At 50.6% G+C, this 20,012-nt stretch carries 23 protein-coding genes and 1 pseudogene; 17 read left to right on the forward strand and 7 right to left on the reverse strand.

The window, feature by feature from the left end; translation table 11 throughout:
• Window positions 1-48 precede the first annotated feature (48 nt).
• From higA to rlmG, 3 genes are all read right to left on the reverse strand, one after another.
• Window positions 49-465 (reverse strand): type II toxin-antitoxin system antitoxin HigA, encoded by a 417-nt coding sequence (gene higA, locus A7589_RS16020; protein ID WP_000560252.1) that lies wholly within the window; start codon window positions 463-465, stop codon window positions 49-51.
• Window positions 466-486: 21 nt separating this feature from the next.
• Complete coding sequence (locus A7589_RS16025; protein ID WP_000362257.1) at window positions 487-1,284, reverse strand: DUF1266 domain-containing protein; 798 nt, start codon at window positions 1,282-1,284, stop codon at window positions 487-489.
• 195 nt (window positions 1,285-1,479) lie between these two features.
• Window positions 1,480-2,616, reverse strand: a complete 1,137-nt coding sequence (gene rlmG / locus A7589_RS16030) for a 23S rRNA (guanine(1835)-N(2))-methyltransferase RlmG (protein WP_000018653.1) — start codon at window positions 2,614-2,616, stop codon at window positions 1,480-1,482.
• 84 nt (window positions 2,617-2,700) lie between these two features.
• Between rlmG and A7589_RS16035 the strand changes: the two genes are divergently transcribed.
• The 5 genes from A7589_RS16035 to sstT all read left to right on the forward strand — a co-directional run bounded on the left by A7589_RS16035 (window position 2,701) and on the right by sstT (window position 7,991).
• A complete protein-coding gene (locus A7589_RS16035; protein ID WP_001295542.1) occupies window positions 2,701-3,204 on the forward strand; it encodes a M48 metallopeptidase family protein in 504 nt (167 codons plus the stop codon).
• 76 nt (window positions 3,205-3,280) lie between these two features.
• Entirely contained in the window at window positions 3,281-3,973 is a 693-nt protein-coding gene (locus tag A7589_RS16040; protein ID WP_000942584.1) for a SanA/YdcF family protein, read from the forward strand.
• Window positions 3,974-4,051: 78 nt separating this feature from the next.
• Complete coding sequence (locus A7589_RS16045; RefSeq protein WP_024257328.1) at window positions 4,052-5,038, forward strand: Gfo/Idh/MocA family protein; 987 nt, start codon at window positions 4,052-4,054, stop codon at window positions 5,036-5,038.
• Window positions 5,039-5,320: 282 nt separating this feature from the next.
• Window positions 5,321-6,286 carry a TerC family membrane protein Alx gene (gene alx, locus A7589_RS16050; protein ID WP_001098792.1) on the forward strand — a complete coding sequence of 322 codons (966 nt, stop codon included), beginning with the start codon at window positions 5,321-5,323 and terminating at the stop codon, window positions 6,284-6,286.
• A 460-nt stretch (window positions 6,287-6,746) separates the two neighbouring features.
• Window positions 6,747-7,991: a serine/threonine transporter SstT gene (gene sstT / locus A7589_RS16055; RefSeq protein WP_000211637.1), complete on the forward strand. Its 1,245-nt coding sequence runs from the start codon at window positions 6,747-6,749 to the stop codon at window positions 7,989-7,991.
• A 3-nt stretch (window positions 7,992-7,994) separates the two neighbouring features.
• Here sstT and A7589_RS16060 read toward each other — a convergent pair whose 3' ends face one another.
• The 3 genes from A7589_RS16060 to uxaC all read right to left on the reverse strand — a co-directional run bounded on the left by A7589_RS16060 (window position 7,995) and on the right by uxaC (window position 11,543).
• Window positions 7,995-8,546, reverse strand: a complete 552-nt coding sequence (locus A7589_RS16060; protein ID WP_000128138.1) for a YgjV family protein — start codon at window positions 8,544-8,546, stop codon at window positions 7,995-7,997.
• Between the two features lie 82 nt (window positions 8,547-8,628).
• Window positions 8,629-10,116 (reverse strand): altronate dehydratase, encoded by a 1,488-nt coding sequence (gene uxaA, locus A7589_RS16065; protein ID WP_001199347.1) that lies wholly within the window; start codon window positions 10,114-10,116, stop codon window positions 8,629-8,631.
• A gap of 14 nt (window positions 10,117-10,130) precedes the next feature.
• On the reverse strand, window positions 10,131-11,543 hold the full coding sequence (uxaC, locus tag A7589_RS16070) for a glucuronate isomerase (RefSeq protein ID WP_000187442.1): 1,413 nt from the start codon (window positions 11,541-11,543) through the stop codon (window positions 10,131-10,133).
• A 478-nt stretch (window positions 11,544-12,021) separates the two neighbouring features.
• On the opposite strand from uxaC, the gene exuT reads away from it, so the two are divergent.
• From exuT to A7589_RS16125, 12 genes are all read left to right on the forward strand, one after another.
• Window positions 12,022-13,320 carry a hexuronate transporter ExuT gene (exuT, locus tag A7589_RS16075; RefSeq protein ID WP_016159739.1) on the forward strand — a complete coding sequence of 433 codons (1,299 nt, stop codon included), beginning with the start codon at window positions 12,022-12,024 and terminating at the stop codon, window positions 13,318-13,320.
• 129 nt (window positions 13,321-13,449) lie between these two features.
• The gene (gene exuR / locus A7589_RS16080; RefSeq protein WP_000406484.1) at window positions 13,450-14,226 is read left to right on the forward strand and encodes a transcriptional regulator ExuR; all 777 of its coding nucleotides are present in this window, start codon (window positions 13,450-13,452) and stop codon (window positions 14,224-14,226) included.
• Between the two features lie 187 nt (window positions 14,227-14,413).
• Complete coding sequence (locus A7589_RS23720) at window positions 14,414-14,548, forward strand: hypothetical protein (RefSeq protein ID WP_423779528.1); 135 nt, start codon at window positions 14,414-14,416, stop codon at window positions 14,546-14,548.
• Between the two features lie 21 nt (window positions 14,549-14,569).
• The gene (gene yqjA / locus A7589_RS16085; protein WP_000422149.1) at window positions 14,570-15,232 is read left to right on the forward strand and encodes a DedA family general envelope maintenance protein YqjA; all 663 of its coding nucleotides are present in this window, start codon (window positions 14,570-14,572) and stop codon (window positions 15,230-15,232) included.
• Between the two features lie 3 nt (window positions 15,233-15,235).
• Complete coding sequence (gene mzrA / locus A7589_RS16090; RefSeq protein ID WP_001166775.1) at window positions 15,236-15,619, forward strand: EnvZ/OmpR regulon moderator MzrA; 384 nt, start codon at window positions 15,236-15,238, stop codon at window positions 15,617-15,619.
• A 146-nt stretch (window positions 15,620-15,765) separates the two neighbouring features.
• Window positions 15,766-16,134 carry a DUF1090 family protein YqjC gene (yqjC, locus tag A7589_RS16095; protein WP_010346332.1) on the forward strand — a complete coding sequence of 123 codons (369 nt, stop codon included), beginning with the start codon at window positions 15,766-15,768 and terminating at the stop codon, window positions 16,132-16,134.
• Window positions 16,135-16,171: 37 nt separating this feature from the next.
• Window positions 16,172-16,477, forward strand: a complete 306-nt coding sequence (locus A7589_RS16100) for an ElaB/YgaM/YqjD family protein (RefSeq protein ID WP_000031409.1) — start codon at window positions 16,172-16,174, stop codon at window positions 16,475-16,477.
• Between the two features lie 2 nt (window positions 16,478-16,479).
• A complete protein-coding gene (locus A7589_RS16105; protein WP_000785727.1) occupies window positions 16,480-16,884 on the forward strand; it encodes a phage holin family protein in 405 nt (134 codons plus the stop codon).
• Window positions 16,874-17,173: a YqjK-like family protein gene (locus A7589_RS16110; protein WP_000015588.1), complete on the forward strand. Its 300-nt coding sequence runs from the start codon at window positions 16,874-16,876 to the stop codon at window positions 17,171-17,173. Before A7589_RS16105 ends, A7589_RS16110 begins: the two co-directional genes overlap by 11 nt.
• A gap of 185 nt (window positions 17,174-17,358) precedes the next feature.
• A complete protein-coding gene (locus tag A7589_RS16115; protein ID WP_000732237.1) occupies window positions 17,359-17,751 on the forward strand; it encodes a DoxX family protein in 393 nt (130 codons plus the stop codon).
• 71 nt (window positions 17,752-17,822) lie between these two features.
• Window positions 17,823-18,809, forward strand: a complete 987-nt coding sequence (gene yqjG / locus A7589_RS16120) for a glutathionyl-hydroquinone reductase YqjG (protein WP_000531183.1) — start codon at window positions 17,823-17,825, stop codon at window positions 18,807-18,809.
• Between the two features lie 292 nt (window positions 18,810-19,101).
• Entirely contained in the window at window positions 19,102-19,470 is a 369-nt protein-coding gene (locus A7589_RS16125) for a DUF805 domain-containing protein (protein WP_000384146.1), read from the forward strand.
• Between the two features lie 33 nt (window positions 19,471-19,503).
• On the opposite strand, the pseudogene yhaJ reads toward A7589_RS16125, so the two are convergent.
• Window positions 19,504-20,012 (reverse strand): annotated as a pseudogene (gene yhaJ, locus A7589_RS16130) (DNA-binding transcriptional regulator YhaJ); the annotation flags it as partial.

A 20,012-nucleotide genomic window follows, 5' to 3' on the forward strand; every position in this document is an offset into this window, starting at 1 on the left:
TTATTTGACGTGCCGGATGCTGCGTTCATGCCGCATCCGGCAGTTGCATTAATCAATAAACAAGGCGGGAGAAATACCGAATCGCGCAGCCAGTTTTTTAGCGTGTTCCAGTGTTAATTTTCTCTTCCCGTTCAAAACGCGTGACACCATCGATTTGCTACCAATTTCCGGCAGATCGGAAAGGGTTAAGCCGTATTGATCCATCAGGGTACGAATCACAGCAACACCACCTGGCATGGCTTGAGCCATGGCATTAAATTCAGCAAATTCGGGCGCTGATTCTTCCCACGCGGTTATTTTGGCACACACCAGATCCAGCAAGGGATTTTCAAGATCGTTAAGCAGCAGATGATCGACCAGTTCCAGCGCCTGGGCGTATTGTTCTTCGTTCTGGATACCCGCCAGAAAAGGTGCCACAGCAGTTAGCTTTTCTCCCGCCTGCAAGATGTCGGCAATCGCAATCATTTTTTCCCTTACACAATTAATTCAAGCATAGGGTGACTTTTCTATTTTTAATGGTGTATTCCAGTCTAACTTAAATGGACTGTTAGCCACATCCTGATGTTTATTTATAATCACGACTCTATTGTGATAGCAGCCTAATTTTTTAAGATCATGTTGTTGATCTTCCCCACTCCACCAAAGATAACCATATAAATAGCTTTTATTAAATTCGCTCCATGATGAAAAACTTTTCTGAATTTTTGATGTTACATCAAAGGCTTCTTTCATATAACGTTGTTCATCTATCCATCCTGCTAAATAGTAATCCGCTAATAAATGATTTGCTCGACTTAAATCCCATGCGAGAATCGCATTGTTGCCAAAATCAAGAAGAGCATCATGCATTACTCTCATTTTAGGCAGCAATTTTTTATCAGTGAGATTTTCAAATAATGTTTGCCAGTTTTGCTCTGTATCTAAATTTATGACATTTTCATTTAGATGATTAAACTCCCGGAGAAATTGTTCGTTATGGCGGCCATCAACAAGTGACTGGACCATCTCCATACCCGCAGATATGTCTTTTATCCCCCAGAATCGTTTACAACGACCTTTTGCAGTAAAACGATTATCTTTATTATACTCATGGCTCGCTAATAACCGATAATCACCGCGATTTAATACTGTAATTACAAGGTGCGTTCCATTAACATAACGCATCGTATCATTTAGCAGTGGAGCATTGTCTCTTTTTTTACGTTTTCTTTTTACATCCATCCACGCCCACGTCAGAGCAACAGGAACAGTAACAGCAAGTCCTAGCAAAGTATATTTATCCATAATTATTCCAATCAATGATATGCTGATGAAGATCGTTAAGAATATAGAATGACAACCAGACAAAAAAGTCCTTAAACAGACCTCTTCTATTTAGAATTATTTTATTTAAATTAACAGATTAAAAATAATGGAATAACAATAAATTCAATTACCGGATCGGGTATTTCAATCACAATCCGGCATTGCGCATAAATCTTACCGACGACGCCCTAACTTCACCGCCTTCAGCACCACAAATTTATTATTCGTGGCAATAGTGGTGCAGTTGCCGAAAATTTTCTTCAGTTTGTGGAAGTAATCCAGATGGCGGTTGGCAACGATATACAGCTCACCATTGATTTTCAGGCAGCGGCGGGCGTGGTGGAACATCTCCCAGGCGACGTTATCGGTCAGCGCATGTTGCTGGTGAAACGGCGGGTTGCAGAGCACAGCATTAAAGCGGAAAGGCTCCACGCCGGAGAGCGCGTTGTTGATCATAAACTCGCAGCGATCCAGCGCCTCAGGCATGTTGGTTTCAACGTTCAAACGGCTGGAAGCAACCGCCATTGGCGATTCATCGACAAACACCACTTTCGCCTGCGGGTTTTTATCGAGCAATGTCAGGCCAATAACGCCGTTACCACAGCCGAGATCGACAATCTCACCTTCGAGATTCTCCGGCAGATGCTGCATAAAGAAGCGCGCGCCAATATCCAGCCCGGTGCGGGAGAAGACATTTGCGTGATTGTGGATAGTCCAGTCAGTGCCTTCCAGCTTCCAGCTAACAGTCTGCGGCGCATCGACCAGCGGCGGCTCGTTGAATGTACAGTTAATCAGTCGCGCTTTTTTCCATGCCAGCGTGGTGGTGGTCGGGCCGAGCACTTTTTCAAACAGTTCCAGCGTGGATGTATGGATGTCACGGGCTTTGGCACCGGCAATAATACGTGTATCCGGCGTGACCACTTTGCGCAACGCACGCAGTTGTTGTTCCAGCAATGCCAGCGTTTTCGGTACTTTGATCAGCACCACGCCCGGCTGTTGCGGATAGTCAGCGGTGCTGTCGAGAAACTTCACGCTCGACTCATCAATCCCGTTGAGGCGTAAATTCTCGCGCGTCGCCAGTTCACTGATGTATGAGTCGCCAATGCTGTACGGCTTATGTTCTGCCAACGCACAGCTTAACGCGCCGAAGGCATCATTCAGGATCAACACCGGGCCGCAGATTTCTGTATCGTCCAACTGTTGCAGCAGATACTCATCCGCCGCTTCCCACGCCTGCAGCGGGTTAACGTCATCCGTCGCCGGGAAACGTTGTAGTGTCAGTGAACGGAAACCGTTGTCTAAGTGGCTCATCGGCCCTCCTGAATGATAAAATTTCGACGTTGCCCCTGAAAAGGGTGCGTGAGTATACCCTTTTTCTCTTTTTCGTGGGCGGTTATGAGCAATCTTACTTATCTTCAGGGTTATCCCGAGCAGCTACTTTCCCAGGTGCGCACGCTGATTAATGAACAACGTCTGGGCGATGTGCTGGCAAAACGCTATCCGGGAACGCACGACTACGCCACCGATAAAGCACTCTGGCAATATACCCAGGATCTGAAAAATCAGTTTCTGCGTAACGCCCCGCCGATCAATAAAGTGATGTATGACAACAAGATCCACGTGCTGAAAAACGCGCTCGGGTTACATACCGCTGTTTCGCGTGTGCAGGGCGGCAAACTGAAAGCAAAAGCGGAGATCCGCGTCGCTACCGTGTTTCGCAATGCGCCGGAACCGTTTTTGCGCATGATAGTGGTGCACGAACTGGCGCACCTGAAGGAGAAAGAGCATAACAAAGCGTTCTACCAGTTGTGCTGCCATATGGAGCCACAGTACCACCAGCTTGAGTTCGACACCCGGCTGTGGCTAACGCAGTTGTCGCTTGGGCAAGACAAAATCTGAAAATGATGTCAGGCGTTATATTTTCAATCATTAACGCCTAAAATCGACGCCCCTCTTTTCGTTAAGGATAACGACCATGCTGCGCGCATTTGTCCGCCTTCTTCTCCGTATTTGTTTTTCTCGCCGGACTCTAAAGATTGCCTGCTTACTGTTACTTGTGGCAGGAGCGACCATTTTTATCGCCGATCGCGTAATGGTCAACGCCAGCAAACAGCTGACCTGGAGCGACGTCAACGCCGTTCCGGCGCGTAACGTGGGTTTATTGCTGGGGGCGAGGCCGGGTAATCGCTACTTTACCCGACGTATTGATACCGCAGCAGCGTTGTACCACGCCGGAAAAGTGAAATGGCTACTGGTAAGTGGCGATAACGGACGTAAAAATTACGATGAAGCATCAGGTATGCAGCAGGCTTTGATCGCTAAAGGCGTACCGGCGAAAGTGATCTTCTGCGACTATGCCGGATTCTCAACGCTTGATTCGGTGGTGCGTGCCAAAAAGGTGTTTGGGGAAAACCATATCACCATTATTTCGCAAGAATTTCATAACCAACGCGCCATCTGGCTGGCAAAACAGTACGGTATCGACGCTATCGGGTTTAACGCGCCAGACCTCAATATGAAGCACGGTTTTTATACTCAACTGCGGGAGAAACTCGCTCGCGTCAGCGCGGTGATTGACGCGAAAATCCTCCATCGCCAGCCGAAATATCTCGGGCCATCGGTCATGATTGGGCCGTTTAGTGAGCATGGCTGTCCGGCGCAGAAATAATGCGTATCTGCGCACGTCGAAGATGAAAAAGGCGTGCTACATTGACGACAGAATCCCTTTATGGAGTATCCACGCGTTATGATACGTTTCGCTGTGATTGGTACGAACTGGATCACTCGCCAGTTCGTCGAGGCCGCCCATGAGAGCGGCAAATACAAGTTAACCGCCGTCTATTCCCGCAGCCTTGAACAGGCCCAGCACTTCGCCAATGATTTTTCTGTCGAACATCTGTTTACGTCGCTGGAAGCGATGGCGGAAAGCGATGCCATTGACGCAGTGTATATTGCCAGCCCGAACGCTCTGCATTTTGCCCAGACGCAGCTTTTCCTTAGCCACAAAATTCATGTGATTTGCGAGAAGCCGCTGGCATCGAATCTGGCGGAAGTGGATGCCGCCATTTCCTGTGCGCGGGAAAATCAGGTGGTGCTGTTTGAGGCATTTAAAACCGCCAGCCTGCCGAACTTTCATTTGTTACGCCAGGCGCTGCCGAAAGTCGGCAAACTGCGTAAAGTCTTTTTCAACTACTGCCAGTATTCCTCGCGTTACCAGCGTTATCTGGACGGCGAGAATCCCAACACCTTTAACCCCGCGTTCTCTAACGGTTCGATTATGGATATCGGCTTTTACTGTCTGGCGTCGGCGGTGGCGTTATTTGGTGAACCGAAAAGCGTACAGGCAAGCGCCAGTTTGCTGGCAAGCGGCGTGGATGCCCACGGCGTGGTGATAATGGATTACGGTGATTTCAGCGTTACGTTGCAGCACTCAAAAGTCAGCGATTCAGTACTGGCAAGCGAGATTCAGGGCGAAGCGGGATCGCTGGTGATTGAAAAACTCTCCGAATGCCAGAAAGTCTGCTTTGTCCCGCGCGGCAGTCAGATGCAGGATCTCACTCAGCCGCAGCATATTAATACCATGCTCTACGAAGCAGAGCTGTTCGCCACCCTGGTGGATGAACATCTGGTGAATCATCCGGGGCTAGCGGTCAGTCGCATTACCGCCAAACTGCTGACCGAGATCCGCCGCCAGACTGGGGTCATTTTTCCGGCTGATAGCGTAAATCTATAATTGTTACCGTAAAGCAGTGTAAAAGGCATGTAACAGACCATTGACTGGCTGAATGGTCTGTCATACTTTGTTACCTGCAAAGGGGAGTAACTTCATTGCCGGTCGATCGTCATTACGATGTGTGAAAAACCACATCCGGTCACCGGGCAACCCGAAAGGAATACGCAGACGTATTCCTTTTTTGTTGTAAGTGAGACCTTGCCGGAAGGCGAGGTCTATGCATAAAAAGCAGCGGCTGACGTCTTCCGACGTTGGCCGTTTTTTTATGTGTAAGGAACTTCTATGAATACTGTCGGCACGCCATTGCTATGGGGCGGATTCGCTGTTGTTGTCGCCATTATGCTGGCTATCGACCTGTTATTACAGGGGCGTCGTGGCGCACATGCCATGACCATGAAACAGGCTGCGGCATGGTCGCTGGTCTGGGTGACGCTGTCGTTACTGTTTAACGCCGCTTTCTGGTGGTATCTGGCGCAGACACAGGGACGCGAAGTCGCTGACCCGCAGGCGCTGGCCTTCCTCACAGGTTATCTGATTGAGAAATCGCTGGCGGTCGATAACGTCTTCGTCTGGTTAATGTTGTTCAGCTATTTCTCTGTTCCGGCAGCATTACAACGTCGCGTACTGGTGTATGGCGTGCTTGGGGCGATTGTTCTGCGTACCATCATGATCTTCACCGGTAGCTGGCTGATTTCGCAGTTCGACTGGATCCTGTATATCTTCGGTGCATTCCTGCTGTTTACTGGCGTGAAGATGGCGCTGGCTCATGAAGATGAATCAGGAATCGGTGACAAGCCGCTGGTGCGCTGGCTGCGCGGTCATTTGCGCATGACCGACACCATCGACAACGAGCATTTCTTTGTGCGCAAGAATGGTTTGTTGTACGCCACGCCGCTGATGCTGGTGTTGATTCTGGTGGAGTTAAGCGACGTAATTTTCGCCGTGGATAGCATCCCGGCTATCTTCGCTGTTACCACCGATCCGTTTATTGTGCTGACCTCAAACCTGTTTGCAATCCTCGGCCTGCGTGCGATGTATTTCCTGCTGGCAGGCGTAGCGGAGCGTTTCTCGATGCTCAAATATGGTCTGGCAGTGATTCTGGTATTTATCGGTATCAAGATGCTGATTGTCGATTTCTATCATATTCCGATCGCCGTCTCGCTGGGCGTGGTGTTTGGCATTCTGGTGATGACGTTTATTATCAACGCCTGGGTGAATTATCGGCATGATAAGCAGCGGGTTGGATAATTCGCGTTAACAAACATACACCACCAGGGACGCTCCTCATTTTTCAGGATGTATTGCAACGATCCAGTCTGGTACTTGATACCGTAAAATCTGGAGCGTCCATCTCATTATCCTTGTAAGACGCACCCTCAGCCCACATCCATGTGGGCTGCCCTGGCCTCCAGGAAACGCTTCGGCGATTTTGATGCCACCAACACCCGTGCGGTTTATCAGTCCACAACAAACACAACTAAACCCAATTCAGGATGAGGAGATGCAAGTTTGCTTTCCCCTCAAACATGTCAAACAAATGTAACCATTAAGTTGCAAAACATGACCTCTCTTTAAAATCCAGCATTTTTCGCTTCCCGAAGCTGTAACTTTCCTTATACTCGACCTTGCAAACACTTTGTTACATCCTGAAAGATGCGTCGATAGAACGCACCAGGGATGTGCGACAACACAATGAAAGGATCGAAAAATGACTACGCAACGTTCACCGGGGCTATTCCGGCGTCTGGCTCATGGCAGCCTGGTAAAACAAATCCTGGTCGGCCTTATTCTGGGGATTCTCCTGGCATGGATCTCAAAACCGGCGGCTGAAGCTGTTGGTCTGTTAGGCACTTTATTTGTTGGCGCCCTGAAAGCCGTAGCACCAATCCTGGTGCTGATGCTGGTGATGGCTTCCATCGCTAACCACCAACACGGGCAAAAAACCAATATCCGCCCTATTCTGTTCCTCTATCTGCTGGGTACTTTCTCCGCCGCACTGGCCGCAGTCGTTTTCAGCTTTGCCTTCCCATCGACCCTGCATTTGTCCAGTAGCGCAGGCGATATTTCCCCGCCGTCAGGTATTGTGGAAGTGATGCGCGGACTGGTAATGAGCATGGTTTCCAACCCCATCGACGCCCTGTTGAAAGGTAATTACATCGGGATTCTGGTGTGGGCTATTGGCCTCGGTTTCGCGTTGCGTCACGGTAACGAAACCACCAAAAACCTGGTCAATGATATGTCGAATGCCGTCACCTTTATGGTGAAACTGGTGATTCGCTTCGCGCCAATCGGTATTTTTGGTCTGGTTTCTTCTACGCTGGCAACCACCGGTTTCTCCACACTGTGGGGCTACGCGCAACTGCTGGTCGTGCTGGTTGGCTGTATGTTGCTGGTGGCGCTGGTGGTTAACCCACTGCTGGTGTGGTGGAAAATTCGTCGTAACCCGTTCCCGCTGGTACTGCTGTGCCTGCGCGAAAGCGGTGTGTACGCCTTCTTCACCCGCAGCTCTGCGGCGAACATTCCGGTGAATATGGCGCTGTGTGAAAAGCTGAATCTGGATCGCGATACCTATTCCGTTTCTATTCCGCTGGGAGCCACCATCAATATGGCGGGCGCAGCAATCACCATTACGGTGTTGACGCTGGCTGCGGTTAATACGCTGGGTATTCCGGTCGATCTGCCTACGGCGCTGCTGCTGAGCGTGGTTGCTTCTCTGTGCGCCTGTGGTGCCTCCGGCGTGGCGGGGGGTTCTCTGCTGCTGATCCCACTGGCCTGTAATATGTTCGGTATTTCGAACGATATCGCCATGCAGGTAGTTGCCGTCGGCTTTATCATCGGCGTATTGCAGGACTCCTGCGAAACCGCGCTGAACTCTTCAACTGACGTGCTGTTCACTGCGGCAGCTTGCCAGGCAGAAGACGATCGTCTGGCAAATAGCGCCCTGCGTAATTAATGTTTAACCCCTTTCGTCAACGGCGGAAGGGGTTTTCTCTACTTTAAACGGATCAATTCCCCTTTTCTGCATCCGCCAGAAACGAATGATATTCAGGCCATTCATCAGTAGAAAACTGCCTTCAATCATCGTGCCACCAATCGACCCAGCCCAAAAGTTGTGAATCACCCAGCAACACGTTGAAAACCACATTACGCAGCGCATGGTCAGCCCTTTACAGCGAAACAGCGCCCAGGTACTGACAATCGTGCCAATAACCGGCAATAGTTCAACAGGATGGTGGAACTTCGCCAGGCCAATTCCGCCAGTCAGCACAATAAAGATCGCCATTACCCATAAGCTGCGCGTGCGTAAGGTAATCAGCGTACGAATGGCATTAAGGATGGCACTGGCACCGGCGGGATAGGTGCCCAGGAGGAAAAAATGCACGCCAATAACGGCGCTATAGACCGAAAGCTGCTTTTTGAAGCGACGTTCGTCACGGTTAAAAAATGTTGTGATACCAATCAGAAAGGCGATGACACCCACGCCCTGGGCCAGCCAATACGCGGTCATGATAAATCCTTAGCAGGTATGGAAAAGCAAACGGCGCTTCACATTATGAAACGCCGTTTTTTATTAACAACTCATTTCGACTTTATAGCGTTACGCCGCTTTTGAAGATCGCCAGTTCGCGGAAGTCGTTACGCTCGTTGCAGGTTTGCTTACCGTTGGCAAACTCAACGATGGTATCGATAAATTCTTCCAGCAACTGCGGCATCGCTTTACCGTGGATCAGCTGACCCGCGTCAAAGTCGATCCAGTGTTTTTTCTTCGCCGCCAGTTCACTGTTGGTGGCAATTTTCACTGTCGGCACAAAACCACCATACGGTGTACCGCGACCGGTACTGAACAGCACCATGTGACAGCCTGCACCCGCCAGGGCGCTGGTCGCTACGGCATCGTTACCCGGCGCGCTTAACAGGTTCAGTCCCGGCGTTTTCAAACGCTCGCCGTAACGCAGCACGTCAACCACTTCGCTGGAACCCGCTTTCTGAGTACAACCAAGTGATTTATCTTCCAGCGTGGTGATACCGCCCGCTTTGTTCCCCGGCGATGGGTTTTCGTAGATCGGCTGGTCATGGGCAATAAAGTACTGTTTGAAGTCGTTGACCATGGTGACCAGTTTTTCAAACGTTGCTTCGTCACGGCAATGACTCATCAGCAACTGCTCTGCGCCGAACATCTCCGGCACTTCGGTCAGTACGGTCGTACCGCCGTTAGCAATCACGTAGTCAGAGAAACGCCCCAACATTGGGTTAGCGGTAATACCAGAAAGACCGTCAGAACCGCCGCACTCCAGACCAAACTTCAGTTCGCTGAGTTTGCCTGGCTCGCGTTTATCGTTGCGCATCACGTTATACAACTGATGCAGATGTTCGATCCCGGCCTCGATTTCATCGTCCTGCTGTTGGCAGATCATGAAATGGACACGTTCAGGATCGATATCGCCCAGCGTTTCACGGAAGACATCGACCTGATTGTTTTCACATCCCAGACCAATTACCAGCACTGCGCCCGCGTTCGGGTGGCGCACCATGTTTTGTAGCATAGTACGGGTATTGATGTGATCATCGCCCAGTTGCGAACATCCGTAGGTGTGGCTGAAGAGGAACACGCCGTCAGTACCTTCGGCATTGTTGGTCTCTTTCAGAAAACGGTTCTGGATCTGACGCGCGATGCCGTTAACACAGCCCACGGTTGGCAGGATCCACAGCTCGTTACGCACCCCGACATCACCATTCGCGCGACGATAGATCTGCACTTCACGATCTGCCGCTTGTGCTGGCAGATCATGAAAATCAGGTTGATAGCGATACTGATCCAGATCGCTCAGATTCGTGCGCGTATTGTGGGCGTGAACGTGTTCACCTGCCGCAATATCCGCCAGTGCATAACCAATCGGCAGGCCATATTTGATGACGTTGGCCCCTTTTGCGATATCCGTTAACGCAAATTTATGTCCACGAGCAACATCCTGGCGCAGCCTAACAGTCTGGTTATCGACACTGACTTCTGTGCCTTCAGCCAAATCAGCTAAAGCAACCGCGACGTTATCCAGCGCATGGATCTTGATGTATTGCATATCAACCCCAGACCTTAGTTCAGTTCAATGGCGAAGTAGTCACGCGCATTGTTAAAGCAAATGTTTTTCACCATCTCGCCCAGCAGGTTGATGTCCGCCGGTGCTTCGCCCGCTTCCACCCAGCGACCGATCATCTGGCACAGAATGCGGCGGAAGTATTCGTGACGGGTGTATGACAGGAAGCTACGGCTGTCAGTCAGCATACCAACAAAGCGGCTCAGCAGACCAAGCTGCGCCAGTTGGGTCATCTGACGTTCCATACCGTCTTTCTGATCGTTAAACCACCAGCCAGAACCGAACTGCATTTTGCCCGGCATACCTTCGCCCTGGAAGTTACCGATCATGGTGCCCAGCACTTCGTTATCGCGCGGGTTCAGGCAGTAGAGAATGGTTTTCGGCAGCAGGTTTTCTTCGTTCTGTTTGCTCAGCAGCTTAGACAGCTCTTCCGCCATCGGACGGTCGTTGATGGAGTCAAAGCCTACATCCGGCCCCAGCAGTTTGAACTGACGCAGATTGTTATTACGCAGTGCGCCAATGTGGTACTGCTGTACCCAGCCGCGACGTGCGTATTCTGCGCCGAGGAACACCAGCACCGCAGTTTTGAACTGTGCCACTTCGTGCTCGCTCAGGGTTTCGCCAGCCAGACGGCGCGCCAGAATGCTGTCCAGTTCCGCTTCGTTCGCTTCAGCAAACATCACCACATCCAGCGCGTGGTCAGACACTTTACAGCCGTGAGCGGCAAAGTGATCCAGACGTTTGGTCAGAGCAGTTTGCAGGTCTGCAAAGCGGCGAATGTCGGTATCGGAGACTTCACCCAGCTTCGCCATATAGTCGTTAAAGGTCGCCTGTTCGATGTTGAAGGCTTTGTCCGGACGCCAGCTCGGCAGCACCTTAATGGTGAAAGAGCCGTCTTTGGCGATCTCTGCATGATGCTCCAGAGAATCGATCGGATCATCAGTGGTGCCGACCATTTTCACGTTCATCTGCTGCATGATGCCGCGCGCGGAGAAGTTATCCTGCGCCAGCAGTTCGTTACATTCGTTCCAGATTTCATCCGCAGTAGACGGAGAAAGCAGTTTGCCAGTGATGCCGAATGGACGACGCAGTTCGAGGTGCGTCCAGTGGTATAACGGGTTGCCGATAGTGTGCGGAACGGTCGCCGCCCATGCGTCAAACTTTTCACGGTCAGAGGCATCACCGGTACACAGGCGTTCAGCTACGCCATTGGTGCGCATTGCACGCCATTTGTAGTGATCGCCTTTTAGCCAGATGTCATACAAATTCTTAAAGCGATAGTCTTCTGCGATCTGCTGCGGCGGCAAATGGCAGTGGTAGTCGAAAATCGGCTGGTCTTTTGCGTAGTCGTGATACAGGCGGCGGGCAAATTCAGTATCTAACAGGAAATCTTCAGTCATAAACGGAGTCATTATCGTCTTCCTCTTAACGAGTGAGCTAGCTTGCTTATGGTGCGATGCTGACAAAGTTATCACACCAATTTCCAGAGCCAGAAGATATTTTCGTGAGTTAGATCAATAAACGTAGTTAAAAAAATTACTCTCAAAGTGGTAAATATCGCTGCAAGCCGCGCCGTTACTGGCCTCGCTATCATCCTGTAATGTCCCTACAAATATTCGCACATTTGTGATGGCTCTCACCTTTTAAAGTTGTATGACAAGTTATCTTTCTGCCGTCGCAAATCATAAGTCGACGGAATGCAAATTGCCGATTCATTCGTTAGATGAATTGGGTTGACCGGTACGGAAGCCGAATTAGCACGAAACTTTCATGGCAACGTTCGGGGCGTGCCGGTTTTTTTTCGGTTACCCGGTCGTAAGTAACATCTTCAGCCTCTGGCGGGATGATGGCCGCGATTACTGCGGATATAACAAAACGATGAGGTTTTACATGCGTAAAATTAAAGGGTTACGTTGGTATATGATCGCACTGGTGACGCTCGGCACCGTGCTCGGTTACCTGACGCGTAACACTGTGGCGGCAGCTGCGCCAACTCTGATGGAAGAGTTAAACATCTCCACCCAACAGTATTCCTACATCATCGCAGCTTATTCTGCTGCTTATACGGTCATGCAACCGGTAGCGGGTTATGTACTGGATGTTCTGGGTACAAAAATCGGTTACGCGATGTTTGCCGTGTTGTGGGCTGTGTTCTGTGGCGCTACCGCGCTGGCAGGTAGCTGGGGCGGCCTGGCGATTGCTCGTGGTGCGGTAGGTGCTGCTGAAGCAGCAATGATCCCGGCGGGTCTGAAAGCCAGTTCCGAATGGTTCCCGGCGAAAGAACGTTCCATCGCAGTAGGTTACTTTAACGTTGGTTCTTCAATTGGTGCGATGATTGCACCGCCGCTGGTGGTATGGGCAATCGTGATGCACAGCTGGCAGATGGCGTTTATCATCTCCGGTGCACTGAGCTTTATCTGGGCGATGGCATGGCTGATTTTCTATAAGCACCCACGCGACCAGAAACATCTGACTGATGAAGAACGCGAATACATTATTAACGGTCAGGAAGCCCAGCACCAGGTTGGCACGGCGAAGAAAATGTCCGTTGGTCAGATCCTGCGTAACCGTCAGTTCTGGGGTATCGCGCTGCCGCGTTTCCTGGCTGAACCGGCGTGGGGTACTTTCAACGCGTGGATCCCGCTGTTCATGTTTAAAGTTTACGGCTTTAACCTGAAAGAGATCGCGATGTTCGCCTGGATGCCGATGCTGTTTGCTGACCTCGGTTGTATCCTCGGTGGTTACCTGCCGCCGCTGTTCCAGCGTTGGTTTGGCGTGAACCTGATCGTCTCCCGTAAGATGGTAGTAACGCTGGGTGCGGTGCTGATGATTGGCCCAGGTATGATCGGTCTGTTCACCAACCCGTATGTCGCGATTATGCTGCTGTGTATCGGTGGTTTTGCTCACCAGGCACTGTCTGGCGCACTGATTACGCTCTCTTCTGACGTGTTCGGTCGTAACGAAGTGGCAACGGCAAACGGTCTGACCGGGATGTCCGCATGGCTGGCAAGTACGCTGTTTGCGCTGGTTGTTGGTGCTCTGGCTGACACCATCGGCTTCAGCCCGCTGTTCGCAGTGCTGGCAGTGTTCGACCTGCTGGGTGCGCTGGTTATCTGGACGGTATTGCAGAACAAACCGGCGATTGAGGTTGTGGAAGAAGCGCATAACGATCCCGCGCCACAACATTAACGCTTCGTGTAAGTTTTAGTTTCCCTTCAAAGCCGCCTTCTCAGGCGGCTTTTTCATCACTGCGAGTAGAGCTAAACTCGCAAAAGTGGTATAACAAATATAGTCTGCCGTATCATGCCTGGAGCGCATATGGAAATCACTGAACCACGCCGTTTGTATCAACAGCTCGCCGCTGACCTGAAAGAGCGCATCGAGCAAGGCGTCTATCTGGTGGGAGATAAACTGCCCGCCGAACGTTTTATTGCCGATGAAAAAAACGTCAGCCGCACCGTGGTTCGTGAAGCCATCATCATGCTGGAGGTTGAAGGTTATGTCGAAGTGCGCAAAGGCTCCGGCATTCATGTGATTTCAAACCAGCCTCGCCATCAGCAAGCGGCTGACGATAATATGGAATTTGCCAATTACGGCCCATTTGAACTGCTGCAAGCTCGCCAGCTTATCGAAAGCAATATTGCCGAGTTTGCCGCAACCCAGGTGACCAAGCAGGACATCATGAAATTGATGGCCATCCAGGAGCAGGCTCGCGGCGAACAATGCTTCCGCGATTCCGAGTGGGATTTGCAGTTCCACATTCAGGTAGCATTAGCGACTCAAAACTCCGCGCTGGCGGCCATCGTTGAGAAAATGTGGACCCAGCGTAGCCATAACCCGTACTGGAAAAAGCTCCACGAACACATTGATTCCCGTACCGTCGATAACTGGTGTGATGACCACGATCAAATCCTTAAAGCGTTGATTCGCAAAGATCCTCATGCAGCCAAACTGGCAATGTGGCAGCACCTGGAAAACACCAAGATAATGTTATTTAACGAAACCAGCGACGATTTCGAGTTCAACGCCGACCGTTACCTGTTCGCAGAAAACCCGGTTGTGCATCTGGATACGGCCGCCAGCGGCAGCAAATAAAACGCCCATCCGACAGGCGCTGACGCGCGCCTGTACGCTTTGTCAGTAAGCAAAAAGTATAAAGTGTCAGCCTGTGTAAATCCTCTCGCCACCCTCCCCTGCAATCAGCAAAATCAGACTCCACGGACATGTAATTTTGATAACGAACAACGTTGACCTTTGTTACAATTAGATTCAATTTGAATTTATGCTATTAAATGTTTTCTTATCTCACGTTTTAACAGGGAATAGTTCAGGCCGTGTTGGTGTCTCGACCCGCAATCCATACAAAAACAGCAATAATCTGGCGGGAGTACATCATTTAAAACCGGCGTGGCGTTAACCGATTCACCAGGAATAATGAATGGAACTTTTGACCCAATTACTGCAGGCCCTGTGGGCGCAGGATTTTGAAACGCTGGCCAATCCATCGATGATTGGCATGTTGTATTTTGTCTTGTTTGTAATTTTGTTCCTTGAAAACGGCTTGCTTCCGGCGGCCTTTTTACCGGGCGACAGCTTACTGGTGTTGGTCGGCGTATTGATTGCTAAAGGCGCGATGGGTTATCCACAAACGATTCTGTTACTGACCGTTGCCGCCAGCCTTGGCTGCTGGGTCAGTTACATACAGGGGCGATGGCTGGGCAATACCCGCACTGTGCAAAACTGGCTTTCCCATTTACCCGCGCACTATCACCAACGCGCACACCATCTTTTTCACAAACACGGTTTATCGGCGCTATTAATTGGTCGCTTTATTGCATTTGTCAGAACACTGCTGCCGACCATTGCCGGGTTATCAGGGCTGAATAACGCTCGCTTTCAGTTCTTCAACTGGATGAGCGGTCTGCTGTGGGTGTTGATCCTGACAACTCTGGGTTACATGCTCGGCAAAACGCCGGTATTTTTGAAGTACGAGGATCAGCTAATGTCATGCCTGATGCTGCTCCCGGTGGTACTGCTGGTATTTGGCCTGGCAGGTTCTCTGGTCGTGTTATGGAAAAAGAAATATGGAAATCGGGGGTAAGGGATGCAAATACCTCGCATGTCGCTTCGCCAGCTAGTCTGGTCCGGCGCTGCTTTATTGCTGGTCGGCACGCTGCTGCTGGCCTGGTCTGCGGTTCGTCAGCAAGATTCGACGCTGGCGATCCGTGCCGTTCATCAAGGCATGACGATGCCAGACGGTTTTTCCATCTGGCATCACCTTGACGCTCACGGCATTCCTTTCAAAAGCATTACCCCCAAGAACGACACTCTGTTAATTACATTTGACTCCAGCGATCAGAGTGCTGCCGCAAAAGCAGTCCTCGACAGAACATTGCCCCATGGCTACATCATTGCGCAGCAGGACGATAACAGTCAGGCCATGCAGTGGCTGACCCGGCTGCGGGATAATTCTCATCGCTTCGGATAACTTCCTGTTATCCGAAACATATCACTCACTTTGGTGATTTCACCGTTACTGTCTATGATTAATGAGGCGGTGGTTAACACCACCGCTTCGTTGTCTGGACAATCGTTCCTTTGTAATAGGTTCGAGTCACAATGGAAGGTTCAAGAATGAAATACCGCATCGCTTTAGCTGTTTCTCTTTTTGCTCTTAGTGCCGGTAGTTATGCCACTACCCTGTGTCAGGAAAAGGAGCAAAATATCCTTAAGGAGATCAGCTATGCCGAAAAACACCAAAACCAGAATCGTATTGACGGTCTGAATAAAGCCCTGAGTGAAGTCCGGGCCAACTGTTCAGATAGCCAACTGCGCGCCGATCATCAGAAGAAAATCGCTAAGCAGAAAGATGAGGTGGCGGAACGCAAGCAAGATTTAGCCGAAGCGAAACAAAAAGGCGATGCGGATAAGATTGCCAAACGCGAACGGAAACTGGCAGAAGCGCAGGAAGAGCTGAAAAAGCTGGAAGCGCGCGACTACTAATTCACAATAGTCACTACTTACTCACCTGGAGAAAACTATGTCGAAAGAACACACTACGGAACATCTGCGTGCAGAGTTGAAATCCCTGTCTGATACGCTGGAAGAAGTACTAAGCGCCTCAGGAGATAAGTCGAAAGAAGAGTTGAGTAAGATTCGCAGTAAAGCGGAGCAGGCGCTAAAACAGAGCCGCTATCGCCTGGGTGAAACTGGCGAGGCAATTGCCAAACAGACTCGTGAAGCGGCGGCGCGTGCCGATGAGTACGTGCGTGAAAATCCGTGGACGGGTGTGGGCATTGGCGCTGCAATCGGTGTAGTGCTCGGCGTTCTGCTGTCGCGTCGTTAATTATGGCGGACACTCATCACGCGCAAGGGCCCGGTAAAAGCGTTCTGGGCATCGGGCAGCGAATTGTCACCATCATGGTCGAAATGGTGGAGACACGTCTGCGGCTGGCGGTGGTGGAGCTGGAAGAGGAAAAAGCCAATCTCTTTCAACTGTTACTGATGCTGGGCCTGACGATGCTTTTCGCTGCATTTGGTCTTATGAGCCTGATGGTGCTGATTATCTGGGCGGTTGATCCGCAATATCGCCTGAATGCGATGATTGCCACCACCGTGGTGTTGTTGCTACTGGCACTGATTGGCGGTATCTGGACGTTACGCAAGTCACGGAAATCGACATTGTTGCGTCATACGCGCCATGAACTGGCGAACGATCGGCAACTGCTCGAGGAGGAGTCCCGTGAGCGGTAAAGTCGAACGTGAACGCCGCAAGGCACAGCTACTTAGCCAGATCCAGCAACAACGGCTGGATCTTTCCGCCAGTCGTCGAGACTGGCTGGAAGCAACAGGCGCTTACGATCGTCGCTGGAATATACTGTTGAGTCTGCGCTCATGGGCGCTGGTTGGCAGTAGCGTGATGGCTATCTGGACAATTCGCCATCCGAATATGCTGGTCCGCTGGGCCAGGCGCGGTTTTGGAGTATGGAGTGCCTGGCGTCTGGTTAAAACCACCCTCAAACAGCAACACCTTCGCGGTTAACGCCTTTCTGGCCGGAGTCATTCCGGCCTTATCCCTCAAAATTTTTGAAAAAATTTGACAGTTTTCCTTGCTAACAATCACCATTCACTACGTTTATGCTTCTCTCCATCGACAGCAACGACGCTAATACCGCGTCAATGCACAAAAAAACAATCAGCAGCCTGAGCGGCGCAGTGGAGAGTAAGATGAAAAAATTAGAAGATGTTGGTGTACTGGTAGCGCGTATTTTAATGCCGATTCTGTTTATTACGGCCGGCTGGGGAAAGATTACTGGCTACGCTGGTACGCAACAATACATGGAAGCGATGGGCGTCCCGGGCTTTATGCTGCCGCTGGTGATTTTGCTTGAATTTGGTGGTGGTCTGGCAATTCTGTTTGGTTTCCTGACTCGCACCACGGCGCTGTTTACCGCTGGCTTTACACTGCTGACTGCATTTTTATTTCACAGCAATTTTGCAGAAGGCATGAACTCGCTGATGTTTATGAAAAACCTGACCATTTCTGGCGGATTCCTGCTGCTGGCGATTACGGGTCCGGGCGCATTCAGCATCGACCGCCTGCTGAATAAAAAGTGGTAAGCACACGCTATACTTAACGATAAAAAAACGAGGAGAAACACTCCTCGTTTTTGCTATTGGAGGAGAGAAAAATGGGTCAACTGATTGACGGCGTCTGGCATGACACCTGGTACGACACCAAATCCACCGGCGGTAAATTTCAACGTTCAGCTTCCGCATTTCGTAACTGGCTCACCGCTGACGGTGCACCAGGACCAACCGGCAAAGGTGGTTTTGCCGCAGAAAAAGACCGTTATCATCTCTATGTTTCACTCGCCTGCCCGTGGGCACACCGCACGCTAATCATGCGTAAACTCAAAGGCCTGGAACCGTTTATCTCCGTTTCCGTGGTGAATCCGCTGATGCTGGAAAATGGCTGGACCTTCGATGACAGTTTCCCGGGTGCAACCGGCGATACGCTCTATCAACATGAGTTTCTGTATCAGCTTTATCTCCACGCCGATCCGCACTATAGCGGACGTGTCACTGTTCCCGTGCTATGGGACAAAAAGAACCACACCATTGTCAGCAACGAATCGGCGGAAATCATCCGCATGTTCAATACTGCGTTTGATGCACTGGGCGCGAAAGCTGGTGATTACTACCCACCAGCCCTGCAAACGAAAATTGACGAACTTAACGGCTGGATTTACGACACCGTCAACAATGGCGTGTATAAAGCCGGTTTTGCTACCAGCCAGGAAGCCTACGACGAGGCGGTGGTGAAAGTGTTTGAATCGCTGGCGCGACTGGAGCAAATCTTAGGTCAGCATCGCTATCTGACCGGTAACCAGTTAACCGAAGCTGATATTCGCCTGTGGACCACGCTGGTGCGTTTTGATCCGGTGTATGTCACCCACTTCAAATGTGATAAGCACCGTATCAGCGATTACCTGAACCTGTACGGCTTCCTGCGCGATATCTACCAGATGCCGGGGATTGCCGAAACTGTCAATTTCGATCACATCCGTAATCACTACTTCCGCAGCCATAAGACCATCAACCCTACGGGGATTATTTCGATTGGTCCGTGGCAGGATCTCGATGAACCACACGGGCGGGACGTTCGCTTCGGTTAGACAAAGGCACCCTTCGTGGTGCCTCTGATTGTTGGCTAAGTGCGTGTTGTTCATGCCGGATGCGGCGTGAAAGCCTTATCCGACCTAAAAACATTGTACATTCAATATATTGCAGATACCTCACAGGCCAGATAAACGTAGCGCATCTGGCGATTTTGCGCTTGCCATCAGTCTGAAGTTCCGTTCATTGCGCCTTATTAATTCACCATAGTGATATTTACTGCTATTTCATTCATGTCTATTCTTAATTTGCTGCTTTAAAAACAAGTGATTGAGCAAAATTGAGGCAAAAATGGACTGGTATCTGAAAGTACTAAAAAATTATGTCGGATTCCGGGGTCGTGCGCGGCGCAAAGAGTACTGGATGTTTATTCTGGTCAACATCATCTTTACGTTCGTGCTGGGACTACTGGATAAAATGTTAGGCTGGCAACGCGCCGGTGGCGAAGGCATCCTGACGACAATCTATGGCATTCTGGTGTTTTTACCTTGGTGGGCGGTTCAGTTCCGTCGCCTGCATGACACCGACCGTTCGGCGTGGTGGGTACTGCTGTTCTTGATCCCGTTTATCGGCTGGCTGATTATCATCGTCTTTAACTGCCAGGCGGGTACACCGGGTGAAAACCGCTTTGGACCAGACCCGAAACTGGAACAGGAATAATAATTAAGCACCTTGTGAAAGGTGCTTAATCGTTTATTTTCCGGCGAACAACTTTGGAATTTCCCGCAAACACCAGGATTTTGCTTCTCCCATACTGTCGCGACGCCAGGCCATAATAATATCGATCTCGCTGGTCGATTCCGGGCTGACGACACGCAACCGCCCTTCCGCAATATCTTTTTCGACCATCGGATACGGCATCGTCGCCACGCCAAGCCCCGCCAGTAATGCCTGACGTTTATCTTCAATCGTGCTCACCGTTAAGCGCGGCTGTTTGTCCAGCAGCTGTACGGTCAACACCGGGCGCTCACGAGCGGTATCCGCTACCGCAATTCCACGATATTTCACGCGCGTCACTTCAGATAACGGTTCCGGCTCCTGATGAATCGGGTGATCAGGCGCGGCAACGTAGACGTTCATTAAGGTATAGAGCTTGCGCGAGTTGATCTCCGACGAGGAACGAAAATGCATATCCGGCGCGATAACGATATCCGCTCGCCCCTGCTCCAGCCGCTCCCACGCGCCCGCCAGCACTTCGGTGA

Source organism: Escherichia sp. MOD1-EC6475 (assembly GCF_003046645.1).
Lineage (GTDB): Bacteria > Pseudomonadota > Gammaproteobacteria > Enterobacterales > Enterobacteriaceae > Escherichia > Escherichia ruysiae.

Coding starts and splice junctions, on each gene's coding strand:
- higA (WP_000560252.1), bottom strand. CDS start 465: ATGATTGCGATTGCCGACATCTTGCAGGCGGGAGAAAAGCTAACTGCT.
- A7589_RS16025 (WP_000362257.1), bottom strand. CDS start 1,284: ATGGATAAATATACTTTGCTAGGACTTGCTGTTACTGTTCCTGTTGCT.
- rlmG (WP_000018653.1), bottom strand. CDS start 2,616: ATGAGCCACTTAGACAACGGTTTCCGTTCACTGACACTACAACGTTTC.
- A7589_RS16035 (WP_001295542.1), top strand. CDS start 2,701: ATGAGCAATCTTACTTATCTTCAGGGTTATCCCGAGCAGCTACTTTCC.
- A7589_RS16040 (WP_000942584.1), top strand. CDS start 3,281: ATGCTGCGCGCATTTGTCCGCCTTCTTCTCCGTATTTGTTTTTCTCGC.
- A7589_RS16045 (WP_024257328.1), top strand. CDS start 4,052: ATGATACGTTTCGCTGTGATTGGTACGAACTGGATCACTCGCCAGTTC.
- alx (WP_001098792.1), top strand. CDS start 5,321: ATGAATACTGTCGGCACGCCATTGCTATGGGGCGGATTCGCTGTTGTT.
- sstT (WP_000211637.1), top strand. CDS start 6,747: ATGACTACGCAACGTTCACCGGGGCTATTCCGGCGTCTGGCTCATGGC.
- A7589_RS16060 (WP_000128138.1), bottom strand. CDS start 8,546: ATGACCGCGTATTGGCTGGCCCAGGGCGTGGGTGTCATCGCCTTTCTG.
- uxaA (WP_001199347.1), bottom strand. CDS start 10,116: ATGCAATACATCAAGATCCATGCGCTGGATAACGTCGCGGTTGCTTTA.
- uxaC (WP_000187442.1), bottom strand. CDS start 11,543: ATGACTCCGTTTATGACTGAAGATTTCCTGTTAGATACTGAATTTGCC.
- exuT (WP_016159739.1), top strand. CDS start 12,022: ATGCGTAAAATTAAAGGGTTACGTTGGTATATGATCGCACTGGTGACG.
- exuR (WP_000406484.1), top strand. CDS start 13,450: ATGGAAATCACTGAACCACGCCGTTTGTATCAACAGCTCGCCGCTGAC.
- A7589_RS23720 (WP_423779528.1), top strand. CDS start 14,414: ATGCTATTAAATGTTTTCTTATCTCACGTTTTAACAGGGAATAGTTCA.
- yqjA (WP_000422149.1), top strand. CDS start 14,570: ATGGAACTTTTGACCCAATTACTGCAGGCCCTGTGGGCGCAGGATTTT.
- mzrA (WP_001166775.1), top strand. CDS start 15,236: ATGCAAATACCTCGCATGTCGCTTCGCCAGCTAGTCTGGTCCGGCGCT.
- yqjC (WP_010346332.1), top strand. CDS start 15,766: ATGAAATACCGCATCGCTTTAGCTGTTTCTCTTTTTGCTCTTAGTGCC.
- A7589_RS16100 (WP_000031409.1), top strand. CDS start 16,172: ATGTCGAAAGAACACACTACGGAACATCTGCGTGCAGAGTTGAAATCC.
- A7589_RS16105 (WP_000785727.1), top strand. CDS start 16,480: ATGGCGGACACTCATCACGCGCAAGGGCCCGGTAAAAGCGTTCTGGGC.
- A7589_RS16115 (WP_000732237.1), top strand. CDS start 17,359: ATGAAAAAATTAGAAGATGTTGGTGTACTGGTAGCGCGTATTTTAATG.
- yqjG (WP_000531183.1), top strand. CDS start 17,823: ATGGGTCAACTGATTGACGGCGTCTGGCATGACACCTGGTACGACACC.
- A7589_RS16125 (WP_000384146.1), top strand. CDS start 19,102: ATGGACTGGTATCTGAAAGTACTAAAAAATTATGTCGGATTCCGGGGT.